Here is a 17,501-nt window from a genome sequence, read left to right as displayed (position 1 = left end):
TAACGGTCATCGCGATGGACGACGGTCGTCACGCGGGTGCGGCCTGTGATCTCGCCGATATCGTCATTGCCGCGCAAGCGAGGTTTGCCGAATGCCGTTCCGGTGCGCTGATGCTGAACGGGCAAACCCTGCGCCGCACCGGCGCACTGGAACTGAATTTCAACGGCAGCCGCGATCCGGCCAACTGGCGGGCGGCTGCCGCACATAACGCTCTTCTGCGTCCCTGGGACCTGCACCGCAGCTATGACTGGCGAAGCCGGCGCTTCGATGACGTCTTGCCCGATGCCGTACGCCGGCTGATCAGTGGTAGCGGCGGATAAGCCCGACCAGCTTGCCCTGGATCTTGACCCGGTCCGGTCCGAAGATCCGGGTCTCATAGGCCTGATTGGCCGCCTCGAGCGCGATGGAGGCACCCTTGCGGCGGAACCGCTTGAGGGTCGCCTCTTCGTCATCCACCAGCGCGACGATGATATCCCCCGGATTGGCGGTACTGCCATTGCGGATGATCACCGTGTCGCCATCCAGAATGCCGGCCTCGATCATCGAATCGCCCTTCACCTCAAGCGCATAATGCTCTCCGGTGCCCAGCATCTCGATCGGTACGGCGATAGAATGGGTGTTGTTCTGGATGGCCGAGATGGGCACGCCCGCAGCAATGCGGCCCATCACGGGAACAGTCGCGGTTCCTGTATATTCTTCGACGGGGGCAGGCGGGGCGGCGGGCCTTGCTGGCGGCGTCTTGCCAAGGCTGCCCTCGATGACGCTGGGCGAAAAGCCACGCCGCGGCTGGGCCGGCGGCGCGTAGGACTCGGGCAGCTTGATCACCTCCAGCGCACGGGCCCGATTGGGCAGGCGCCGGATGAAACCGCGCTCTTCAAGCGCCGTGATCAGCCGGTGGATCCCCGACTTCGACGCCAGATCGAGCGCATCCTTCATTTCGTCGAAGGAGGGCGGCACACCGGACTCCTTCATGCGTTCATGAATGAACAGAAGCAGTTCCTGTTGTTTGCGTGTCAGCATGTGGCAACCCCGAGCCCGAAACAAAGACAGAACAGACCCTATCTGTTCCGTATGTGTTCCGCAAGCCCCCAAAAATGGCACTTTTCGGGGGCTTGCTGTGCCGGCGCCGGGGGGCGTCTCAACGCAATATGGCTGCCACTCAAGCCGCCGCCACAGATTCGGCGGGAATCAGTGGAAGCTGCCGGGCGGGGTTGATGCGGTGCACAAAAGGCCATCCCGGGGGATGGCCATTTCAGCCGGGAGCGTTCATCATGCGCATGTTGATTTCATCCATCCTGCCTGCTGCCATATCCATGTCTTTCTCCCTTCCTGCCTCTGCGGCGGCGCCCGCCTGGCCCGATACGCCGGTCATGCGGGTGGAAGCGCTGGCGCTCTTGCAGACGCTGAATGCCGAGTTGCTCAGCCATGACAGCGCGACTCTGACGCTCGATCGCTGGTGTGCCGTGCACCATCTGGCCGAGGGCGAGAAGATCGTTGCGGAGCGGGTGAAAGGCGCGGACAAGCCGGCTTCGGAAGAGGTTCGCCGCCTGTTGAAGGTGTCGGCGCAGACGCCGCTTGCCTATCGTCACGTGCGGCTGAAATGTGGTGCGCATGTGCTGTCGGAGGCAGACAACTGGTATGTGCCGGCCCTGTTGACGCCTCAGATGAACCGGATGCTGGAGACCACCGATACCGCTTTTGGTCGCGTGGTGCAGCCATTGCAGTTCCAGCGCCACACGGTGTCGGCCGAACTTTTGTGGCAGCCGCTTCCCCCGGGCTGGGAAACGGATGCTGCAATACCTGCCGACACATCCGCCAGCCTGGTCGTTCCCGAGGCGCTGCTGCGCCACCATGCCTATCTGGCAACGCCCTCCGGCACGCCGTTCAGCGTGGTGGTGGAGACCTATATGAAGGGCGTGCTCGGTTTCGCGGCCCGCGACGTGACGGCGCGCTGACCGTCGAGCCGCCGGTCGCGGACGGTCCTGCGGGTGACAGGAAACCCTCCGGCTGGTATGAGCGCGGACAAACAGCCCGCATCCGGATGTGCCGGATGCAGGTTTCACCGTATTTTGGGATCGATCATGTCAGTCACAGCCAATGCAGTGGTATCCGTCGGCGAAGGTGCAAGCCGCGTCCAGTTCTCCAACAGCGGCCGCCTGTCGCTGATCTGCGGCCCCTGCCAGATGGAAAGCCGCGAGCACGCCTTCATGATGGCCGGCGCCATCAAGGAGATCTGCGACCGGCTGGGCATCGGCCTTGTCTACAAGTCCTCCTTCGACAAGGCCAATCGCACCTCGATTGCCGGCAGGCGCGGCATTGGCCTCGACAAGGCCATGGAGGTGTTCGCCGACCTGAAGAAGGAGTTCGGTTTTCCGGTGCTGACCGACATTCACACCGAGGAGCAGTGCGCGATTGTTGCGGAAACGGTCGACATCCTGCAGATTCCGGCCTTTCTCTGCCGCCAGACCGATCTGCTGGTGGCGGCGGCCCGGACGGGCCGGGTGATCAACGTCAAGAAGGGACAGTTCCTCGCCCCCTGGGACATGCGCAACGTGCTGGCCAAGTTTACCGAAAGCGGCAATCCCAACGTGCTGCTATGCGAGCGCGGAGCCTCCTTCGGCTACAATACGCTGGTGTCCGATATGCGCTCGCTTCCGATCATGGCGGCGATGGGTGCGCCCGTTATCTTCGATGCCACGCATTCCGTGCAGCAGCCGGGCGGGCAGGGTGCTTCGACCGGCGGCCAGCGCGAATTCGTCGAAACCCTGGCGCGCGCAGCAGTTGCCGTCGGCGTGGCCGGCCTCTTCATTGAGGCGCATGACGATCCCGACAATGCTCCGTCCGACGGCCCGAACATGGTGCGCCTGTCGGATCTGGAGCGGCTTCTGGAAAAGCTTCTGGCATTCGACGCCGTTGCCAAAGGCTGAGCATGTGCCGGCTGAAAACGGCGAGGCCGGAATGACGAAAGGGGCGGCTGCAGCCCCTTTTTGATGCCGGATCAAGGTGCGGCAGTCAGGATGTGCGGCGGAGGCCGGGCGGCGGAAGGGCCGCCTTTGTGCGAAAGCGGGCAAGCTGGTTTCCGAGGTCCCTCGCACAGGTGTCGAGATCGCGGCAGGCGGCGCTCGCTTCTTCCGCCATGGCGGCATTCTGCTGCGTCACCTGATCCATCTGGCCGACCGCCTCGCTGACCTCGCCGAGGGCGCGCGACTGTTCGCCGGCGGCCCGGACGATCGCATCGATCAGCGTGCCGACCTGCTCCATCTGGTGCTCCATGGCGATCAGTGCCTCGCCGGTGCGATTGACAAGGTCGACGCCGATGCCAACCTGGGTGTTGGATGTGTCGATCAACTGGCGGATCTCGCGCGCCGCGGTGGCGGAGCGCCCGGCCAGTTCGCGTACTTCCATGGCCACCACGGCAAATCCCTTGCCGGCCTCGCCGGCACGGGCGGCCTCGACACCGGCATTCAGCGCCAGCAGATTGGTCTGGAAGGCAATCTCATCGATCACGCCGATGATCTGGCGGATCTGTGTGGATGACTCCTCGATCTTGTCCATGGCGGCGACAGCATCGCGGACGATAGTGGTGGAGCGTTCCGCGCCCTGGCGGGTTTCGGCCATCTGGCTGTCGGCCCGCCGGGCTCGCTCGGTGGTGGAGCGCAGCGCGACGGTAATCTGGCTGAGGGCGGAAGCCGCCTCTTCCTGGGAGGCAGCCTGGGTTTCGGTCCGCCGCGACAGTTCGCTGGTTCCGGTGGAAATGTCGGATACGCCGGACTGCACTGTCCACATGGTCACGGAAATGCTGGCGAGTGCCTGTTCCAGCGACTGGACACTGTCATTGAACTGCGTGCGCAGCATCTCGTAGTCGGGCGCGAATCGGTCGGAAATCCGGACGGTCAGGTCACCGCGGGAAAGTGCCTCCAGGCTGGCGGCAAGCGTGGCAATGACGCTGGCGCGCGCGGCGTCTTCACCCGCCTTGCGCGCCATCTCGTTCCGCTCCGTTTCGATGGCCTGTTCGCGCTCCTGCTCCTGACGCTTGCGCGCGGCGATGCGTTCCAGCGCGTTTTCACGGAACACGGTGACGGCGCCGGCCATTTCACCGATTTCGTCCGCACGCTGATCGAAGGGTACCGGCTGGCTGTAATCCCCCTTCGCGAGAATGCTCATGTAATCGCGCATGCCGGTCAGCGGGCGAACGGCTCGGCGGTGCAGCAGGAAGAGCCCGACGCCGAGCAGCAGCAGCGCGCCGCCTGCCGCAGATAGCGAAACCGTGGTCAGGCGGGCGGTTTCCGACGCCGCCTGCGTTTCGGCTGCCGCGAGGAAAGCATTGGCTCGCGATACCAGTTGCAGTACCGCGGCCTGGTGCCGTTCGAAGGCGGTCTTCAGCGCCACCGTCGCCTCCCGCAGGTCCTGTGCATCGTTGTCGGTGACCGCATGGGCATAGCGATCCGCGATGATCTGCCAGAAGGAATCGGCGGTCGGCTCCACCTGTTCCTTCAACTGCGCCTGCAGGTCGGCGGCAAGACCTGTCGCCGGCCAGTAAGTCTTGCGCTCGTCATAGGCCTTCTTCAGCTCGGCGATCTTTGCGAGATTGGTGCGCGCTGCATCGGGATGATAGGCGCCTTCGGTTGCCAGCAGGTAGGATTCCACCACGAAAAGCGGTGGCGGAAGGATGTCGGCGACGAGATCCTTGCCATAGACGATCTGCTGATAGACGGGACCGTTTACCCTCAGGCGATCGAAGGCGTAGGTCTGCAGCGCAATCGCCAGCGTGACGCCGGTTCCCACAAGCAGGCCGAAAAGCGTCAGGCTTCTCGCTATCGTCAGTTTCATTGTGCGCCGCCTCCCGGCCGACAGGCGAAAGCTGGTTGTTCCGCCTGTCGCGCGGGCCTCGCCACCCAATAACTCACTCGAAATGAATTACTTTTTTGATAAAGGACAGTGCAGGGTTTTGGCCCGAAAAACTGGAGTGGCCAATCCTGCGCCGGTCAGCTCCAGGCGTGCGCCGGCATCCTTCCTTCGGCGCATCATCTGTTGCTCGCCGACGGAACTGTCATGCTCCTGCCATTGTATTTTCCGTACCTTTGGATAAGACAGGCAGTGATTTCCACCGCACGTACCAGCAGGAAAAGCCCATGACAGCCATCACCGATATTATCGCGCGCGAAATTCTCGACAGCCGAGGCAATCCGACCGTCGAGGTCGATGTTCACCTCGAAGACGGAAGCATGGGCCGGGCGGCCGTGCCGTCGGGCGCCTCCACCGGCGCGCATGAGGCCGTCGAGCTGCGCGATGGCGGCAAGCGCTATCACGGCAAGGGCGTCGAGAAGGCGGTGGAAGCCGTCAACGGCGAGATCTTCGATGCGATCGGCGGCCACGATGCCGAGAACCAGATCCTGATCGACAATCTGATGTGCCAGCTGGACGGCACGCCGAACAAGTCGCGTCTCGGCGCCAATGCCATTCTCGGCGTGTCGCTGGCGGTTGCCAAGGCTGCCGCCGAATCGGCCGGTCTGCCGCTGTTCCGCTATGTCGGCGGCCCGAACGCCCGCCTGCTGCCGGTGCCGATGATGAACATCATCAATGGCGGCGCCCATGCCGATAACCCGATCGACTTCCAGGAATTCATGATCATGCCGGTCGGTGCGGAAAGCATCCGTGACGCCGTGCGCATGGGTTCGGAAGTCTTCCATGTTCTCAAGAAGGAACTGGCGGCCGGTGGTCACAACACGAACGTGGGCGATGAAGGCGGTTTCGCACCCGGCCTCAACAGCGCGCCGGAAGCCCTGGACTTCATCATGAAGTCTATCGAAAAGGCCGGCTACCGTCCGGGCGACGACATCCAGCTGGCGCTCGATTGCGCCTCGACGGAATTCTTCAAGGACGGCAAGTACGTCATGGAAGGCGAAGGCCGCACGCTGGAGCCGGAAGCCATGGCGGATTACCTCGCCGAACTCGCCGCCAAGTATCCGATCATCTCGATCGAAGACGGCATGGCGGAAGACGACTGGGCCGGCTGGAAGTACCTGACCGACAAGATCGGCTCGAAGGTTCAGTTGGTTGGCGACGACCTGTTCGTCACCAATTCAGCCCGCCTGCGCGACGGCATCAAGATGGGCGTTGCCAATTCCATCCTCGTCAAGGTCAACCAGATCGGTTCGCTGACGGAAACGCTCGACGCCGTCGAGACCGCACACAAGGCTGCCTACACCGCCGTCATGTCGCACCGTTCGGGTGAAACCGAAGATGCAACGATCGCGGACCTCGCCGTTGCGACCAATTGCGGCCAGATCAAGACCGGCTCGCTGTCGCGCTCCGACCGGATTGCCAAGTACAACCAGCTTATCCGCATCGAGGAACTGCTCGGTCCGCAGGCGAGCTATGCCGGCCGTTCGATCATGAAGGGCTGATCGGTCCTCAAGGGTTGCAGGATGACGGGAGGGCGGTGCCGGATGCGGCGCCGCCCTTTTTGCTGTGCGACGGTGTGCGCGCAAAAATGGTCAACGATTGCTTAATCAAGTTCTGCCAATCTGAACCGACGTAATGCGTTGCAGGGCACAATCTCGCATGTGGACGAGACATCACAAAGAACGGAAACTGGGTCGTCTGATCCTCCCCGCCATCACGGCCGCCTTCCTTTCCTATTTCGGCTATCATTCCGTCCATGGTGATCTCGGGCTGATCGCCACGGAAAAATTCGAGCGCATGCGTCTTGAAAGGGCGGCGGAACTGGCCAAGTTGGTCCACAAGCGACAGGCGCTGGAGCGGCAGGTGCAGTTGCTGAGCGATGGTTCGCTGGAAAAGGACATGCTGGATGAAACCGCGCGTTATCAGCTGAACGTATCGCGCGACGATGAAATCGTGATCTTCAACAACTATTTCTAAATTAACTGAACTTCGGTTAATTCAGTTTTTTCCCTGAAATTTCATGGTCTTGATTATCATGTGAGCCATGCATTTATGGCATTGCTGGGGCGAACATTCTTGCCTATGGTACGCATAACCAATCAAGCACGCAGGGAGGTTATGAATGGCGCCGAAGCAAGCCGCGTCCGCCGCCGGTCGCAAGACGGCAGCGAAGCCTGCAAAATCCAATGGTGGTGCAATCGCGGAATTCGACAAGGCCGAGGAACTCAAGGCCTATCGCGAAATGCTCCTCATTCGCCGTTTCGAGGAAAAGGCCGGCCAGCTTTATGGCATGGGTTTCATCGGCGGTTTCTGTCACCTTTACATCGGTCAGGAAGCTGTCGTCGTCGGCATGCAGATGGCGCTGAAGGAAGGCGATCAGGTCATTACCGGTTATCGTGACCACGGTCACATGCTCGCCTGCGGCATGAGTGCGCGCGGCGTCATGGCCGAGCTTACCGGTCGTCGCGGCGGTCTTTCCAAGGGGAAGGGCGGCTCGATGCACATGTTCTCCAAGGAAAAGCATTTCTACGGCGGCCACGGCATCGTTGGTGCCCAGGTCTCGCTCGGCACCGGTCTTGGCTTTGCCAACAAGTATCGCGGCAATGACAATGTCTCGCTCGCCTATTTCGGTGACGGTGCGGCCAACCAGGGCCAGGTCTATGAAAGCTTCAACATGGCGCAGCTGTGGAAGCTCCCGGTCATCTACGTGATCGAGAACAACCGCTACGCCATGGGTACCGCCGTATCTCGCGCTTCCGCCCAGACGGATTTCTCGCAGCGCGGCGCCTCCTTCGGCATCCCGGGCATGCAGGTCGACGGTATGGATGTGCGTGCGGTCAAGGCTGCGGCCGACGAGGCTGTCGCGCATTGCCGCTCCGGCAAGGGTCCGATCATCCTCGAAATGCTGACCTATCGCTACCGTGGTCACTCGATGTCCGACCCGGCGAAGTATCGCTCCAAGGATGAAGTGCAGAAGATGCGCTCCGAACATGATCCGATCGAGCAGGTGCGTCTGCGTCTGGTGGAGAAGGGCTGGGCCTCCGAAGACGAGTTGAAGGCCATCGACAAGGATGTCCGCGACGTCGTGGCCGACTCGGCCGATTTCGCCCAGAACGATCCGGAGCCGGATGTATCCGAGCTCTACACCGACATTCTGCTCTAATCGGGGAGGGAACCCATGCCGATCAATATTCTCATGCCCGCCCTCTCTCCGACCATGGAAGAAGGCACGCTGTCCAAGTGGCTGAAGAAGGAAGGTGACACGGTCACCTCCGGCGACGTGATCGCCGAAATCGAAACCGACAAGGCGACCATGGAAGTGGAAGCCGTCGATGAAGGTGTCATCGGCAAGCTGCTGATCGATGCCGGCACCGAGAACGTCAAGGTCAATACGCCGATCGCCATCCTGCTGCAGGAAGGCGAAAGCGCGGATGCGATGTCTGCCGCGCCGGCAGCCGCACCGAAGGCCGATGCCGATACCCCGGCGGCAACCTCCGATTCTGCCGGTGGCAAGGCGCGCGAAGCCAGCGATGAACCCGGTTCGTCGGCCGATCACAAGGTTCCGGCCCAGCCGAAGACCGAGGTCTCCTCCGATCCGGACATTCCGGCCGGTACCGAGATGGTGACGATGACGGTGCGTGAAGCACTGCGCGACGCCATGGCCGAAGAAATGCGCCGCGATCCGGACGTCTTCGTCATGGGTGAAGAGGTTGCCGAATACCAGGGCGCCTACAAGATCACCCAGGGTCTGCTGCAGGAATTCGGTGCGCAGCGCGTCATCGACACTCCGATCACCGAACACGGCTTTGCCGGTGTCGGCGTCGGTGCGGCCATGGCCGGCCTGAAGCCGATCGTCGAGTTCATGACCTTCAACTTCGCCATGCAGGCGATCGACCAGATCATCAACTCGGCCGCCAAGACGCTCTACATGTCGGGCGGCCAGATGGGCGCACCGATGGTGTTCCGCGGTCCGAACGGTGCGGCTGCCCGCGTGGCGGCCCAGCACAGCCAGGATTACGGCGCGTGGTACAGCCACATTCCGGGTCTCAAGGTCATCCAGCCTTACACGGCTGCCGATGCCAAGGGCCTTCTGAAGGCGGCGATCCGCGACCCGAACCCGGTCATCTTCCTGGAAAACGAAATCCTCTACGGCCAGTCCTTCGAAGTGCCGAAGATGGATGATTTCGTGCTGCCGATCGGCAAGGCGCGCATTCATCGCGCTGGCAAGGACGTGACGATGGTTTCCTGGGGCATCGGCATGACCTATGCGGTCAAGGCTGTTGCCGAGCTGGAACAGGCCGGCATCGATGTCGAACTGATCGACCTGCGCACGCTGCGTCCGATGGACCTGCCGGCCGTGATCGAGTCGGTGAAGAAGACCGGCCGTCTGGTGACGGTGGAAGAAGGCTTCCCGCAGTCGTCCGTCGGCGATTTCATCGCCAACTCGGTGCAGCGCGAGGCGTTCGACTATCTCGATGCCCCGGTCATCACGATCGCCGGCAAGGATGTGCCGATGCCGTATGCGGCCAATCTCGAAAAGCTCGCTCTGCCGAATGTCGGCGAAGTGGTCCAGGCCGTCAAAGCCGTCTGCTACAAGTAACGGGAGGGCAGGCTCATGCCGATCAACATCACCATGCCCGCCCTCTCTCCCACGATGGAAGAGGGCAATCTCGCCAAGTGGCTCGTCAAGGAAGGCGACACGGTCAAGTCCGGCGATGTGATCGCCGAGATCGAGACCGACAAGGCCACGATGGAAGTGGAAGCCGTCGATGAAGGCGTCGTTGCCAAGATCGTCGTTCCCGCCGGCACCGAGGCCGTCAAGGTCAACGCGCTGATCGCGATTCTCGCCGCCGATGGTGAGGATGTGGCGGCCGCTGCCGCCGGCGGCGGTTCGGCCGCACCGGCACCGAAGGCGGACGCTGCACCGGCTCCGGCCAAGGCGGAGGCCGCGCCTGCCGCGTCCGCTGCACCGGCTGGCGCGCCTGCCGTTCAACCGGCTCCGGCTGCGACCACTGGCGACCGTGTCTTCTCCTCGCCGCTGGCCCGTCGCGTGGCGAAGGAAGCCGGCATCGACATTGCCAAGGTATCGGGCTCCGGTCCGAAGGGCCGTGTCGTGAAGTCGGACGTCGAAAAGGCCGTGGCTGGCGGTTCGGCAAAGGCCGCACCCGTGGCTGCCGCACCGGCCCCTGCTGCCGCACCGGCACCGGCTCTTGCCAAGGGTCCGTCGGACGAGGCCGTGCTCAAGCTGTTCGAGCAGGGTTCCTACGAACTCGTGCCGCATGATGGCATGCGCAAGACGATCGCCAAGCGCCTGCAGGAAAGCAAGCAGACCATCCCGCACTTCTACGTTTCGGTGGATTGCGAGCTGGATGCGCTGCTGGCCCTGCGTGCCCAGCTCAATGCGGCTGCCCCTGAAAAGGATGGCAAGCCGGCCTACAAGCTTTCGGTCAACGACATGGTGATCAAGGCTCTGGCGCTCGCGCTGCGCGATGTTCCGGATGCCAACGTCTCCTGGACCGACAGCGCCATGGTCAAGCATAAGCATTCCGATGTCGGCGTTGCCGTATCGATCCCGGGCGGCCTGATCACCCCGATCATTCGCAAGGCCGAGACGAAGAGCCTGTCGGCCATCTCCAACGAGATGAAGGACTATGGCAAGCGCGCCAAGGAACGCAAGCTGAAGCCGGAAGAGTATCAGGGCGGCACGACGGCCGTGTCCAACATGGGCATGATGGGCGTCAAGAACTTCGCCGCCGTGGTCAATCCGCCGCATGCCACCATTCTGGCGGTCGGTGCCGGCGAGGAGCGCGTGGTCGTGAAGAAGGGCGAGATGAAGATCGCCAATGTCATGACCGTCACGCTGTCGACCGATCACCGCGCCGTCGATGGCGCGCTGGGAGCCGAACTGCTCGGCGCCTTCAAGCGCTACATCGAAAACCCGATGGGTATGCTGGTCTGACGGGATGAGGAGGGGCGGTGCGAGCCGCCTCTCTGCGTCTTTCTCCGGGAGGTGGGCCGTACATGAAAACCGTTCTCGCTTATGGCGACAGTCTGACCTGGGGCTATGATCCGGTGTCGCGTAGTCGCCACGCCTATGAGGACCGCTGGACCAGCGTGCTTCAGAAGGCGCTGGGGCACGGGGTCAGGGTGATTGCAGAGGGATTGAACGGCCGGACCACCGCCTATGACGATCATCTGGGCGATGCCGAGCGCAACGGGGTGAAGCTGCTGCCGAGCCTCCTTGCCACCCACAAGCCGCTCGATCTCGTCGTCATCATGCTGGGCACAAATGATCTGAAGCGCGGCATCCAGGGCACGGCGATCGGCGCCACCAACGGCGTCAAGCGGCTGGTGAAGCTGGTGAAGCATCACGACTGGGGGTTCGACTTCGAGGCGCCGGACGTGCTGATCGTCTCGCCGCCGCCAATCTGCGAGACGGCGGATGCCTTGTTCGGTCCGCAGTTCAATCACTCGGTCGGGGAAGGCGCCATGCTGGCCAGCATGTATCGCGACGCGGCCGACGAACTGGGCTGCGGCTTCTTCGATGCAGGCTCGGTCGCCCTCACGACGCGGCTCGACGGCATCCATCTGGATGCGGACAATACCCGCGCGATCGGCCGTGGCATCGAGCCTGTGGTGCGCATGATGCTTGGCCTGTGAGGCCGCGCAAAAGTTTGATCAGGGTCAAGGAGGACACGCAGACGGTGAGAGTAGCATGACAACCGAAGTCAAAAGACGGAGGGAAGGTCATGTCGAATACCCCACACCATCTCGCGGAGGAATTTCCGGAGCATCTGGTCAAGATGCGCCACCTGCGCGAGACGGACGGTCACTTTCACCGGATCGCAACCCAGTACGAGGACGTCAACCATCGCATCCATCGGGCCGAGACGGATCTTGAACCCTGCGATGACGTCCGTATGGCGGGCATGCGCAAAGAGCGCCTGGCCCTGAAGGATGAAATACACGGGATGTTGATGCGGGCGGAGCCGCTGGCCGAGGAGGCCGAAGTCTAGAGGATCCGCCACCGCTTCCACTCCCGAGAAGAACGGAAGACGACGGCCGAGCGCCGGTTCGACAAATTCTTGAAGGAGTGGAAGCGCCCATGGCTCAATCCTACGACGTCATCATCATCGGTTCCGGCCCCGGCGGCTATGTAACCGCCATTCGCGCCGCGCAGCTGGGGCTCAAGACCGCCATCGTGGAGCGCGAGCATCTGGGTGGCATCTGCCTCAACTGGGGCTGCATCCCGACCAAGGCGCTGCTGCGCTCGGCCGAGATCCTCGACCATGCCAATCATGCCAAGGCTTACGGCCTGACTCTGAACGGCACCATGACCGCCGATGTGAAGGATGTCGTCGCCCGCTCGCGTGGCGTGTCCGCCCGTCTCAACGGCGGCGTCGCTTTCCTGATGAAGAAAAACAAGGTCGACGTGATCTGGGGTGAGGCAAAGCTCACCAAGCCCGGCGAGATCGTCGTCGGCCCGTCATCGAAGCCGGCCGTGCAGCCGCAGAACCCGGTTCCGAAGGGCGTGCTGGGCGAGGGCACCTACACCGCCAAGCATATCATCGTCGCGACCGGTGCGCGTCCGCGCGCGCTGCCCGGCATCGAGCCGGATGGCAAGCTGATCTGGACCTATTTCGAGGCCATGAAGCCGGACTTCATGCCGAAGTCGATCGTCGTCATGGGCTCCGGCGCCATCGGCATCGAATTTGCCTCCTTCTACCGTTCGATGGGCGTTGACGTCACCGTCATCGAGCTGATGCCGAACATCATGCCGGTCGAAGACGTGGAAATCTCCACCTTCGCTCGCAAGCAGCTTGAAAAGCGCGGCCTGAAGATCATCACCGAAGCCAAGGTCTCCAAGGTCGAGAAGGGTGCGAACTCGATCACCGCCCATGTCGAGACCAAGGATGGCAAGGTGCAGCAGATTACGGCGGATCGCCTGATCTCGGCTGTCGGCGTGCAGGGCAATATCGAAAATCTCGGCCTGGAAGCGCTGGGCGTCAAGACCGATCGCGGCTGCATCGTCATCGATGGCTATGGCAAGACCAACGTGCCGGGCCTCTACGCAATCGGCGACGTGGCCGGCCCGCCGATGCTGGCCCACAAGGCCGAGCACGAGGGTGTCATCTGCGTCGAGAAAATCGCCGGCGTGCCGGGCGTGCATCCGATGGACAAGGCCAAGATCCCGGGCTGCACCTATTGCAACCCGCAGGTCGCCTCCGTCGGTCTGACGGAAGCCAAGGCGAAGGAGCAGGGCCGCGAGATCCGCGTGGGCCGCTACAACTTCAACGCCAACGGCAAGGCGATCGCGCTCGGTGAAGACCAGGGCATGATCAAGACGATCTTCGACAAGAAGACCGGCGAACTGATCGGCGCCCACATGGTCGGTGCGGAAGTCACCGAACTCATCCAGGGTTTCGTCGTCGCCATGAACCTTGAGACGACCGAGGAGGAGTTGATGCACACCATCTTCCCGCATCCGACGCTCTCGGAAATGATGAAGGAAAGCGTGCTCGACGCCTATGGCCGGGTGCTGAACGCCTGATTTTGCCGATCAGCCCTTCTGCGCCGCGGGGCGGGAAGGGGTTCTCGGCTGACGGCACGCAGGCTGGGTGAGAGGCCGCAACGACATCCCTTCTCCCCTCGGGGAGAAGGTGTCCCGAAGGGCCGGATGAGGGGGGCTGCCGCAACATGGCGCCCAACGTGGCGCCGGCGCAAAGCCGCTGATGTCGCATTGCGTCTCGCCCTTGTCGGGACCATATGAGTGTCCGAAAACGGAAGGACGGTCATGGAAGGTTTGGGTTTCTTCGGCACCATCATCGTCGGCGGTCTCGCCGGCTGGCTGGCAGGCATGTTGATGGATCTGCGCTTCGGCGTGTTCATGAACATCGTTATCGGCGTGGTGGGGGCAGCGCTTGCCACGGCGGTTCTGGAACGCGCCGGCATCTGGGTCGAGCCCGGTGCCTGGGGCGGTCTGGTCAGCGGTTTCCTTGGCGCGTGCGCTCTGTTATTTGTCGCCAAACTCGTAAGACGCTAATCCGCCGGCTGGAGGCGGTTTGAAAGCAGGTTAGTCATGGTCACAATCCTCGATCGGATGTCGTCCCCGGACGATGCAAAGCGCGTCCGGCATCCGGAAAAGGCGCATCGTCCCGATACGGAAGTGATGCGCAAACCGGAGTGGATCCGCGTCAAGGCGCCGACCTCGAAGGGATATCAGGAAACGCGCGAGCTGGTGCGCAGCCACAAGCTGGTCACCGTCTGCGAGGAAGCCGGCTGCCCGAACATCGGCGAGTGCTGGGACAAGAAGCACGCCACCTTCATGATCATGGGCGAGATCTGTACGCGCGCCTGTGCCTTCTGCAACGTGGCGACCGGCAAACCGAACGCTCTTGACCAGGACGAGCCGGAAAACGTCGCCAAGGCCGTGCGCCAGATGGGCCTCAGCCATGTCGTCATCACCTCTGTCGACCGCGACGATCTGGAGGATGGCGGTGCCGAGCACTTCGAGAAGGTGATCTGGGCGATCCGCGCCGCGTCGCCTTCCACGACGATCGAGATCCTGACGCCGGATTTCCTGAAGAAGCCAGGTGCGCTGGAGCGTGTCGTGGCGGCCAAGCCCGATGTCTTCAATCACAACATGGAAACGGTTGCCGGCAATTACCTCACGGTTCGCCCCGGTGCGCGCTATTTCCATTCCATCCGCCTGCTGCAGCGGGTGAAGGAACTGGACCCGACCATGTTCACCAAGTCCGGCATCATGGTCGGCCTCGGCGAGGAGCGTAACGAGGTGCTTCAGCTGATGGATGACCTGCGCACCGCCGACGTGGACTTCCTGACCATCGGCCAGTACCTGCAGCCGACGCGCAAGCACCACAAGGTGGAAAAGTTCGTCACGCCGGAGGAGTTCAAGTCCTACGAGACTGTGGCCTATACCAAGGGCTTCCTGATGGTGTCGTCCAGCCCGCTCACCCGCTCGTCGCATCACGCCGGCGACGATTTCGCCCGGCTGAAAGCTGCGCGCGAGAAGAAGCTTCTGGCTGCCGCCGAGTAAGGGGCGGCAGCGCTATTTGGAAATCGCCTGGCCGCGCTTTTTATCCCGCAGCTCGAAACGGTGGCTGCGGGCCTCCGCCTTTGCCATCTCGACGAGATAGACCAGCATCGGCAGCTGGTTCATGTCCGCAAGTTGCCGTGCCGATTCCAGCAGCCGCATGATCTGGGTAAAGTCGTCCATTGTCCTGTCTGTGGGGCTTTTGTCAGGGCTAATCTGCATGCTGCTTTTACGCGAAAATGCGTCATGATCGATAAATCAGGGGTTCGTGAATTACAATTCTTGGGGATAAAGGTTAATTTCACATTAGGCTTGCCCGTGATTGGACCTTGCCCTGCTCGCGACCAACTGTCACTTGCCAAGCCGCCCGCCCGCCATTAGCTCAATTCCATGCCAAAGTTCGAAAATCATCGCCCCGTTCGCCATTCTCCGGAAGACATGTTTGCCCTTGTGGCCGATGTCGAGAAGTATCCGCAGTTCCTGCCGCTCTGCGAGGGGCTGAGCGTGCGCTCGCGCAGGGAGCGGGACGGCAAGACCCTGCTGATTGCCGACATGACCGTCGGCTACAAGGCGATCCGCGAGACCTTCACCACGCAGGTGCTGCTGAATCCGGCGGAACTGACCATCGACGTGAAATATATCGAAGGTCCGTTCAAATATCTGGACAATCGCTGGACCTTTTCGCCGGCGCCCGAGGGCTGCGTCGTCAATTTCTTCATCGACTACGAGTTCAAGAGCCGCATCCTGGGCGCCGTGATGGGCTCGATGTTCGACCGCGCCTTCCGCATGTTCGCCGAAGCCTTTGAGGCGCGGGCGGACAAGATCTACGCCTGAACAAGGTCCGCCAGCAGCGCCAGTGCCGTGCGGACGGTGGCGGTGCGGACGCCGTCACGGCCGAGATCGCCATAGCGCATCTCGCGATGGAAAAGCCTTCCATCGCGACTCATCGCGGCCAGATGCACGAGCCCCACCGGCTTGTCGGTCGAACCGCCGCCCGGTCCCGCAATGCCGGTGACGGCAATGGCGGAGTGGGCGCGTGAGCGAAACAGTGCACCACGCGCCATCTGCAGCGCGGTTTCTCGCGACACGGCGCCGAAATGATCCAGCGTCGTCGGCATCACGCCGAGCAGATCCGTCTTTGCTTCGTTGCTGTAGGTGACGAAGCCGCGATCCACGACGGCGGACGAGCCGGCGATTTCTGTCAGAACCCCGGCAATCAGCCCGCCGGTGCAGGATTCCGCGGTGGCAATCCGCTTGCCCTCGGCGGCATAGAGCCGGACGATGGCCGCGGCGCTTTCGAGCATGTCCGGGGCGAAGGCGCTCATGCCAGCACTCCATAGACGACGGTGGCGGTGGCGATGGCGGCGATGCCTTCCTTGCGGCCGATGAAGCCGATCTTCTCGTTGGTGGTTGCCTTCACCGAACACCGCTCGCGCGAAATGCCGAGGATTTCCGACAGGTTCTGGCACATGGTTTCACGGTGCGGGGCGATTTTCGGTGCTTCCGCGATCAGCGAAATGTCGGCATTGGTGATCACGCCGCCGCGCTTGCGCACCACATCCGCGGCATGGGCGAGGAAGATGCGGGAGGCGGCGCCCTTCCACTGCGGATCGGAGGGCGGAAAGTGGTCGCCGATATCGCCGGCACCGCAGGTGGCCAGCAGCGCGTCGGTCAGCGCATGCAGTGCCACATCGGCATCGGAATGTCCGCTGAGGCGCTGGTCATGCGCAATGAAGACGCCGCACAGCGTCACGCCGTCGCCCGGCACCAGTTGGTGCACGTCATAGCCGTTTCCGGTGCGCACGTCCGGCAATGCCGCCTGCCTGCTCAGCTTTTCGTCGGCCATGGCAATGTCTCTCCTGATCGTCAGCTTGATGTTGTCCGCAGCGCCTTCCACCAGCGAGACGGCATGCCCTGCCCATTCGGCAATCGCGGCATCGTCGGTAAAATCGTCGCGCGCTGCGGCAGCCGCCTTGTCATGGGCGGCGAGAATGGCGGCAAGACCGAAGCTCTGCGGCGTCTGGGCGGCAAACAGGCCGGCGCGCGACACCGTTTCCTGCACGGTGCCATTCCCGCCGATGCGCTTCAGCGTATCGGTGACGGCAAGCGCCGGCAGCACGGCGGCATGGCCCGCCTCGAGCATCGCGGCAATGCGCTCCAGCAGCGGATGATCGACGAAGGGGCGTGCCGCATCATGGATCATCACATGCGTGGCGTCGGTGTCCGCAAGCACGCGCAGGCCCGCAAGGACCGACTGCTGACGTGTGGCGCCGCCATGCGTGGTGAGAACGCGCCCGGCCCCCGCAAGTCCGGCGCTGGCGGCGGCAAACAGGGCCTCGTCGTCCGGATGGATCACCGCCACTACGGGTCCGGCCTTTTCCCAGGTGAGAAAGGCGCGCAGCGTGTGGCGGATGACCGGCTCGCCGCCGATCCTGCGATATTGCTTCGGGCCTTCCGCAGCCGCGCCGGCCCGTTCCCCGCGCCCTGCTGCCACGATAACGATGCCGATTTTCATGAAACTGCCTGTCAGGATCGCTTATTC

At 62.8% G+C, this 17,501-nt stretch carries 19 protein-coding genes; 14 read left to right on the top strand and 5 right to left on the bottom strand.

The annotated features are described in order from the left end of the window. Nucleotides 1-14: 14 nt before the first annotated feature. A complete protein-coding gene (locus tag KLP42_RS26885) occupies nt 15-320 on the top strand; it encodes a hypothetical protein (protein ID WP_252192892.1) in 306 nt (101 codons plus the stop codon). On the opposite strand, the gene lexA is transcribed toward KLP42_RS26885, so the two are convergent. Next, the gene (gene lexA, locus KLP42_RS09910; RefSeq protein ID WP_215566268.1) at nt 301-1,020 is read right to left on the bottom strand and encodes a transcriptional repressor LexA; all 720 of its coding nucleotides are present in this window, start codon (nt 1,018-1,020) and stop codon (nt 301-303) included. The genes KLP42_RS26885 and lexA overlap by 20 nt on opposite strands. A gap of 251 nt (nt 1,021-1,271) precedes the next feature. On the opposite strand from lexA, the gene KLP42_RS09905 reads away from it, so the two are divergent. Together KLP42_RS09905 and kdsA are read left to right on the top strand one after the other, a co-directional pair. Next, a complete protein-coding gene (locus KLP42_RS09905; RefSeq protein WP_502941288.1) occupies nt 1,272-1,955 on the top strand; it encodes a hypothetical protein in 684 nt (227 codons plus the stop codon). A gap of 126 nt (nt 1,956-2,081) precedes the next feature. After that, nucleotides 2,082-2,927, top strand: a complete 846-nt coding sequence (gene kdsA / locus KLP42_RS09900; RefSeq protein WP_215566266.1) for a 3-deoxy-8-phosphooctulonate synthase — start codon at nt 2,082-2,084, stop codon at nt 2,925-2,927. 85 nt (nt 2,928-3,012) lie between these two features. On the opposite strand, the gene KLP42_RS09895 is transcribed toward kdsA, so the two are convergent. Then, nucleotides 3,013-4,830 (bottom strand): methyl-accepting chemotaxis protein, encoded by a 1,818-nt coding sequence (locus KLP42_RS09895; protein ID WP_215566264.1) that lies wholly within the window; start codon nt 4,828-4,830, stop codon nt 3,013-3,015. Between the two features lie 302 nt (nt 4,831-5,132). On the opposite strand from KLP42_RS09895, the gene eno reads away from it, so the two are divergent. The 10 genes from eno to lipA all read left to right on the top strand — a co-directional run bounded on the left by eno (nt 5,133) and on the right by lipA (nt 14,962). Continuing rightward, entirely contained in the window at nt 5,133-6,407 is a 1,275-nt protein-coding gene (eno, locus tag KLP42_RS09890; protein WP_215566262.1) for a phosphopyruvate hydratase, read from the top strand. 157 nt (nt 6,408-6,564) lie between these two features. Next, nucleotides 6,565-6,882 (top strand): FtsB family cell division protein, encoded by a 318-nt coding sequence (locus KLP42_RS09885; RefSeq protein WP_215566260.1) that lies wholly within the window; start codon nt 6,565-6,567, stop codon nt 6,880-6,882. 145 nt (nt 6,883-7,027) lie between these two features. Then, the gene (gene pdhA / locus KLP42_RS09880; RefSeq protein WP_215566258.1) at nt 7,028-8,068 is read left to right on the top strand and encodes a pyruvate dehydrogenase (acetyl-transferring) E1 component subunit alpha; all 1,041 of its coding nucleotides are present in this window, start codon (nt 7,028-7,030) and stop codon (nt 8,066-8,068) included. A 15-nt stretch (nt 8,069-8,083) separates the two neighbouring features. Continuing rightward, nucleotides 8,084-9,505, top strand: a complete 1,422-nt coding sequence (locus KLP42_RS09875; RefSeq protein WP_215566256.1) for a pyruvate dehydrogenase complex E1 component subunit beta — start codon at nt 8,084-8,086, stop codon at nt 9,503-9,505. A 15-nt stretch (nt 9,506-9,520) separates the two neighbouring features. Then, a complete protein-coding gene (locus KLP42_RS09870) occupies nt 9,521-10,864 on the top strand; it encodes a pyruvate dehydrogenase complex dihydrolipoamide acetyltransferase (protein ID WP_215566254.1) in 1,344 nt (447 codons plus the stop codon). Between the two features lie 62 nt (nt 10,865-10,926). Further along, nucleotides 10,927-11,565 (top strand): SGNH/GDSL hydrolase family protein, encoded by a 639-nt coding sequence (locus tag KLP42_RS09865; protein WP_215566252.1) that lies wholly within the window; start codon nt 10,927-10,929, stop codon nt 11,563-11,565. A gap of 89 nt (nt 11,566-11,654) precedes the next feature. Beyond that, nucleotides 11,655-11,921 carry an HP1242/YdcH family protein gene (locus KLP42_RS09860; RefSeq protein ID WP_215566250.1) on the top strand — a complete coding sequence of 89 codons (267 nt, stop codon included), beginning with the start codon at nt 11,655-11,657 and terminating at the stop codon, nt 11,919-11,921. 89 nt (nt 11,922-12,010) lie between these two features. Next, a complete protein-coding gene (gene lpdA, locus KLP42_RS09855) occupies nt 12,011-13,456 on the top strand; it encodes a dihydrolipoyl dehydrogenase (protein WP_215566248.1) in 1,446 nt (481 codons plus the stop codon). 243 nt (nt 13,457-13,699) lie between these two features. After that, a complete protein-coding gene (locus KLP42_RS09850; RefSeq protein WP_215566246.1) occupies nt 13,700-13,948 on the top strand; it encodes a GlsB/YeaQ/YmgE family stress response membrane protein in 249 nt (82 codons plus the stop codon). A 36-nt stretch (nt 13,949-13,984) separates the two neighbouring features. Then, entirely contained in the window at nt 13,985-14,962 is a 978-nt protein-coding gene (lipA, locus tag KLP42_RS09845; protein WP_215566245.1) for a lipoyl synthase, read from the top strand. A 12-nt stretch (nt 14,963-14,974) separates the two neighbouring features. Here the strand turns inward: lipA and KLP42_RS09840 are convergent, their stop codons facing one another. Beyond that, on the bottom strand, nt 14,975-15,142 hold the full coding sequence (locus KLP42_RS09840; protein WP_215566242.1) for a hypothetical protein: 168 nt from the start codon (nt 15,140-15,142) through the stop codon (nt 14,975-14,977). Between the two features lie 207 nt (nt 15,143-15,349). Here KLP42_RS09840 and KLP42_RS09835 point away from each other — a divergent pair, with 207 nt between their 5' ends. Beyond that, nucleotides 15,350-15,793 carry a type II toxin-antitoxin system RatA family toxin gene (locus KLP42_RS09835; RefSeq protein WP_215566240.1) on the top strand — a complete coding sequence of 148 codons (444 nt, stop codon included), beginning with the start codon at nt 15,350-15,352 and terminating at the stop codon, nt 15,791-15,793. Here KLP42_RS09835 and KLP42_RS09830 read toward each other — a convergent pair. Both KLP42_RS09830 and KLP42_RS09825 read right to left on the bottom strand, forming a co-directional pair. Next, on the bottom strand, nt 15,784-16,284 hold the full coding sequence (locus KLP42_RS09830; protein ID WP_215566237.1) for a CinA family protein: 501 nt from the start codon (nt 16,282-16,284) through the stop codon (nt 15,784-15,786). The two genes, KLP42_RS09835 and KLP42_RS09830, sit on opposite strands and share 10 nt — an antisense overlap. Next, on the bottom strand, nt 16,281-17,474 hold the full coding sequence (locus tag KLP42_RS09825; protein ID WP_215566235.1) for a bifunctional 2-C-methyl-D-erythritol 4-phosphate cytidylyltransferase/2-C-methyl-D-erythritol 2,4-cyclodiphosphate synthase: 1,194 nt from the start codon (nt 17,472-17,474) through the stop codon (nt 16,281-16,283). Before KLP42_RS09825 ends, KLP42_RS09830 begins: the two co-directional genes overlap by 4 nt. Nucleotides 17,475-17,501 lie beyond the last annotated feature (27 nt).

Origin of the sequence: Rhizobium sp. CSW-27 (assembly GCF_018760785.1) — a bacterium.
Lineage (GTDB): Bacteria > Pseudomonadota > Alphaproteobacteria > Rhizobiales > Rhizobiaceae > Neorhizobium.
The sequence above is the reverse complement of the archived record's forward strand: the minus strand, read 5'-3'. Positions and strand labels throughout refer to the sequence as shown.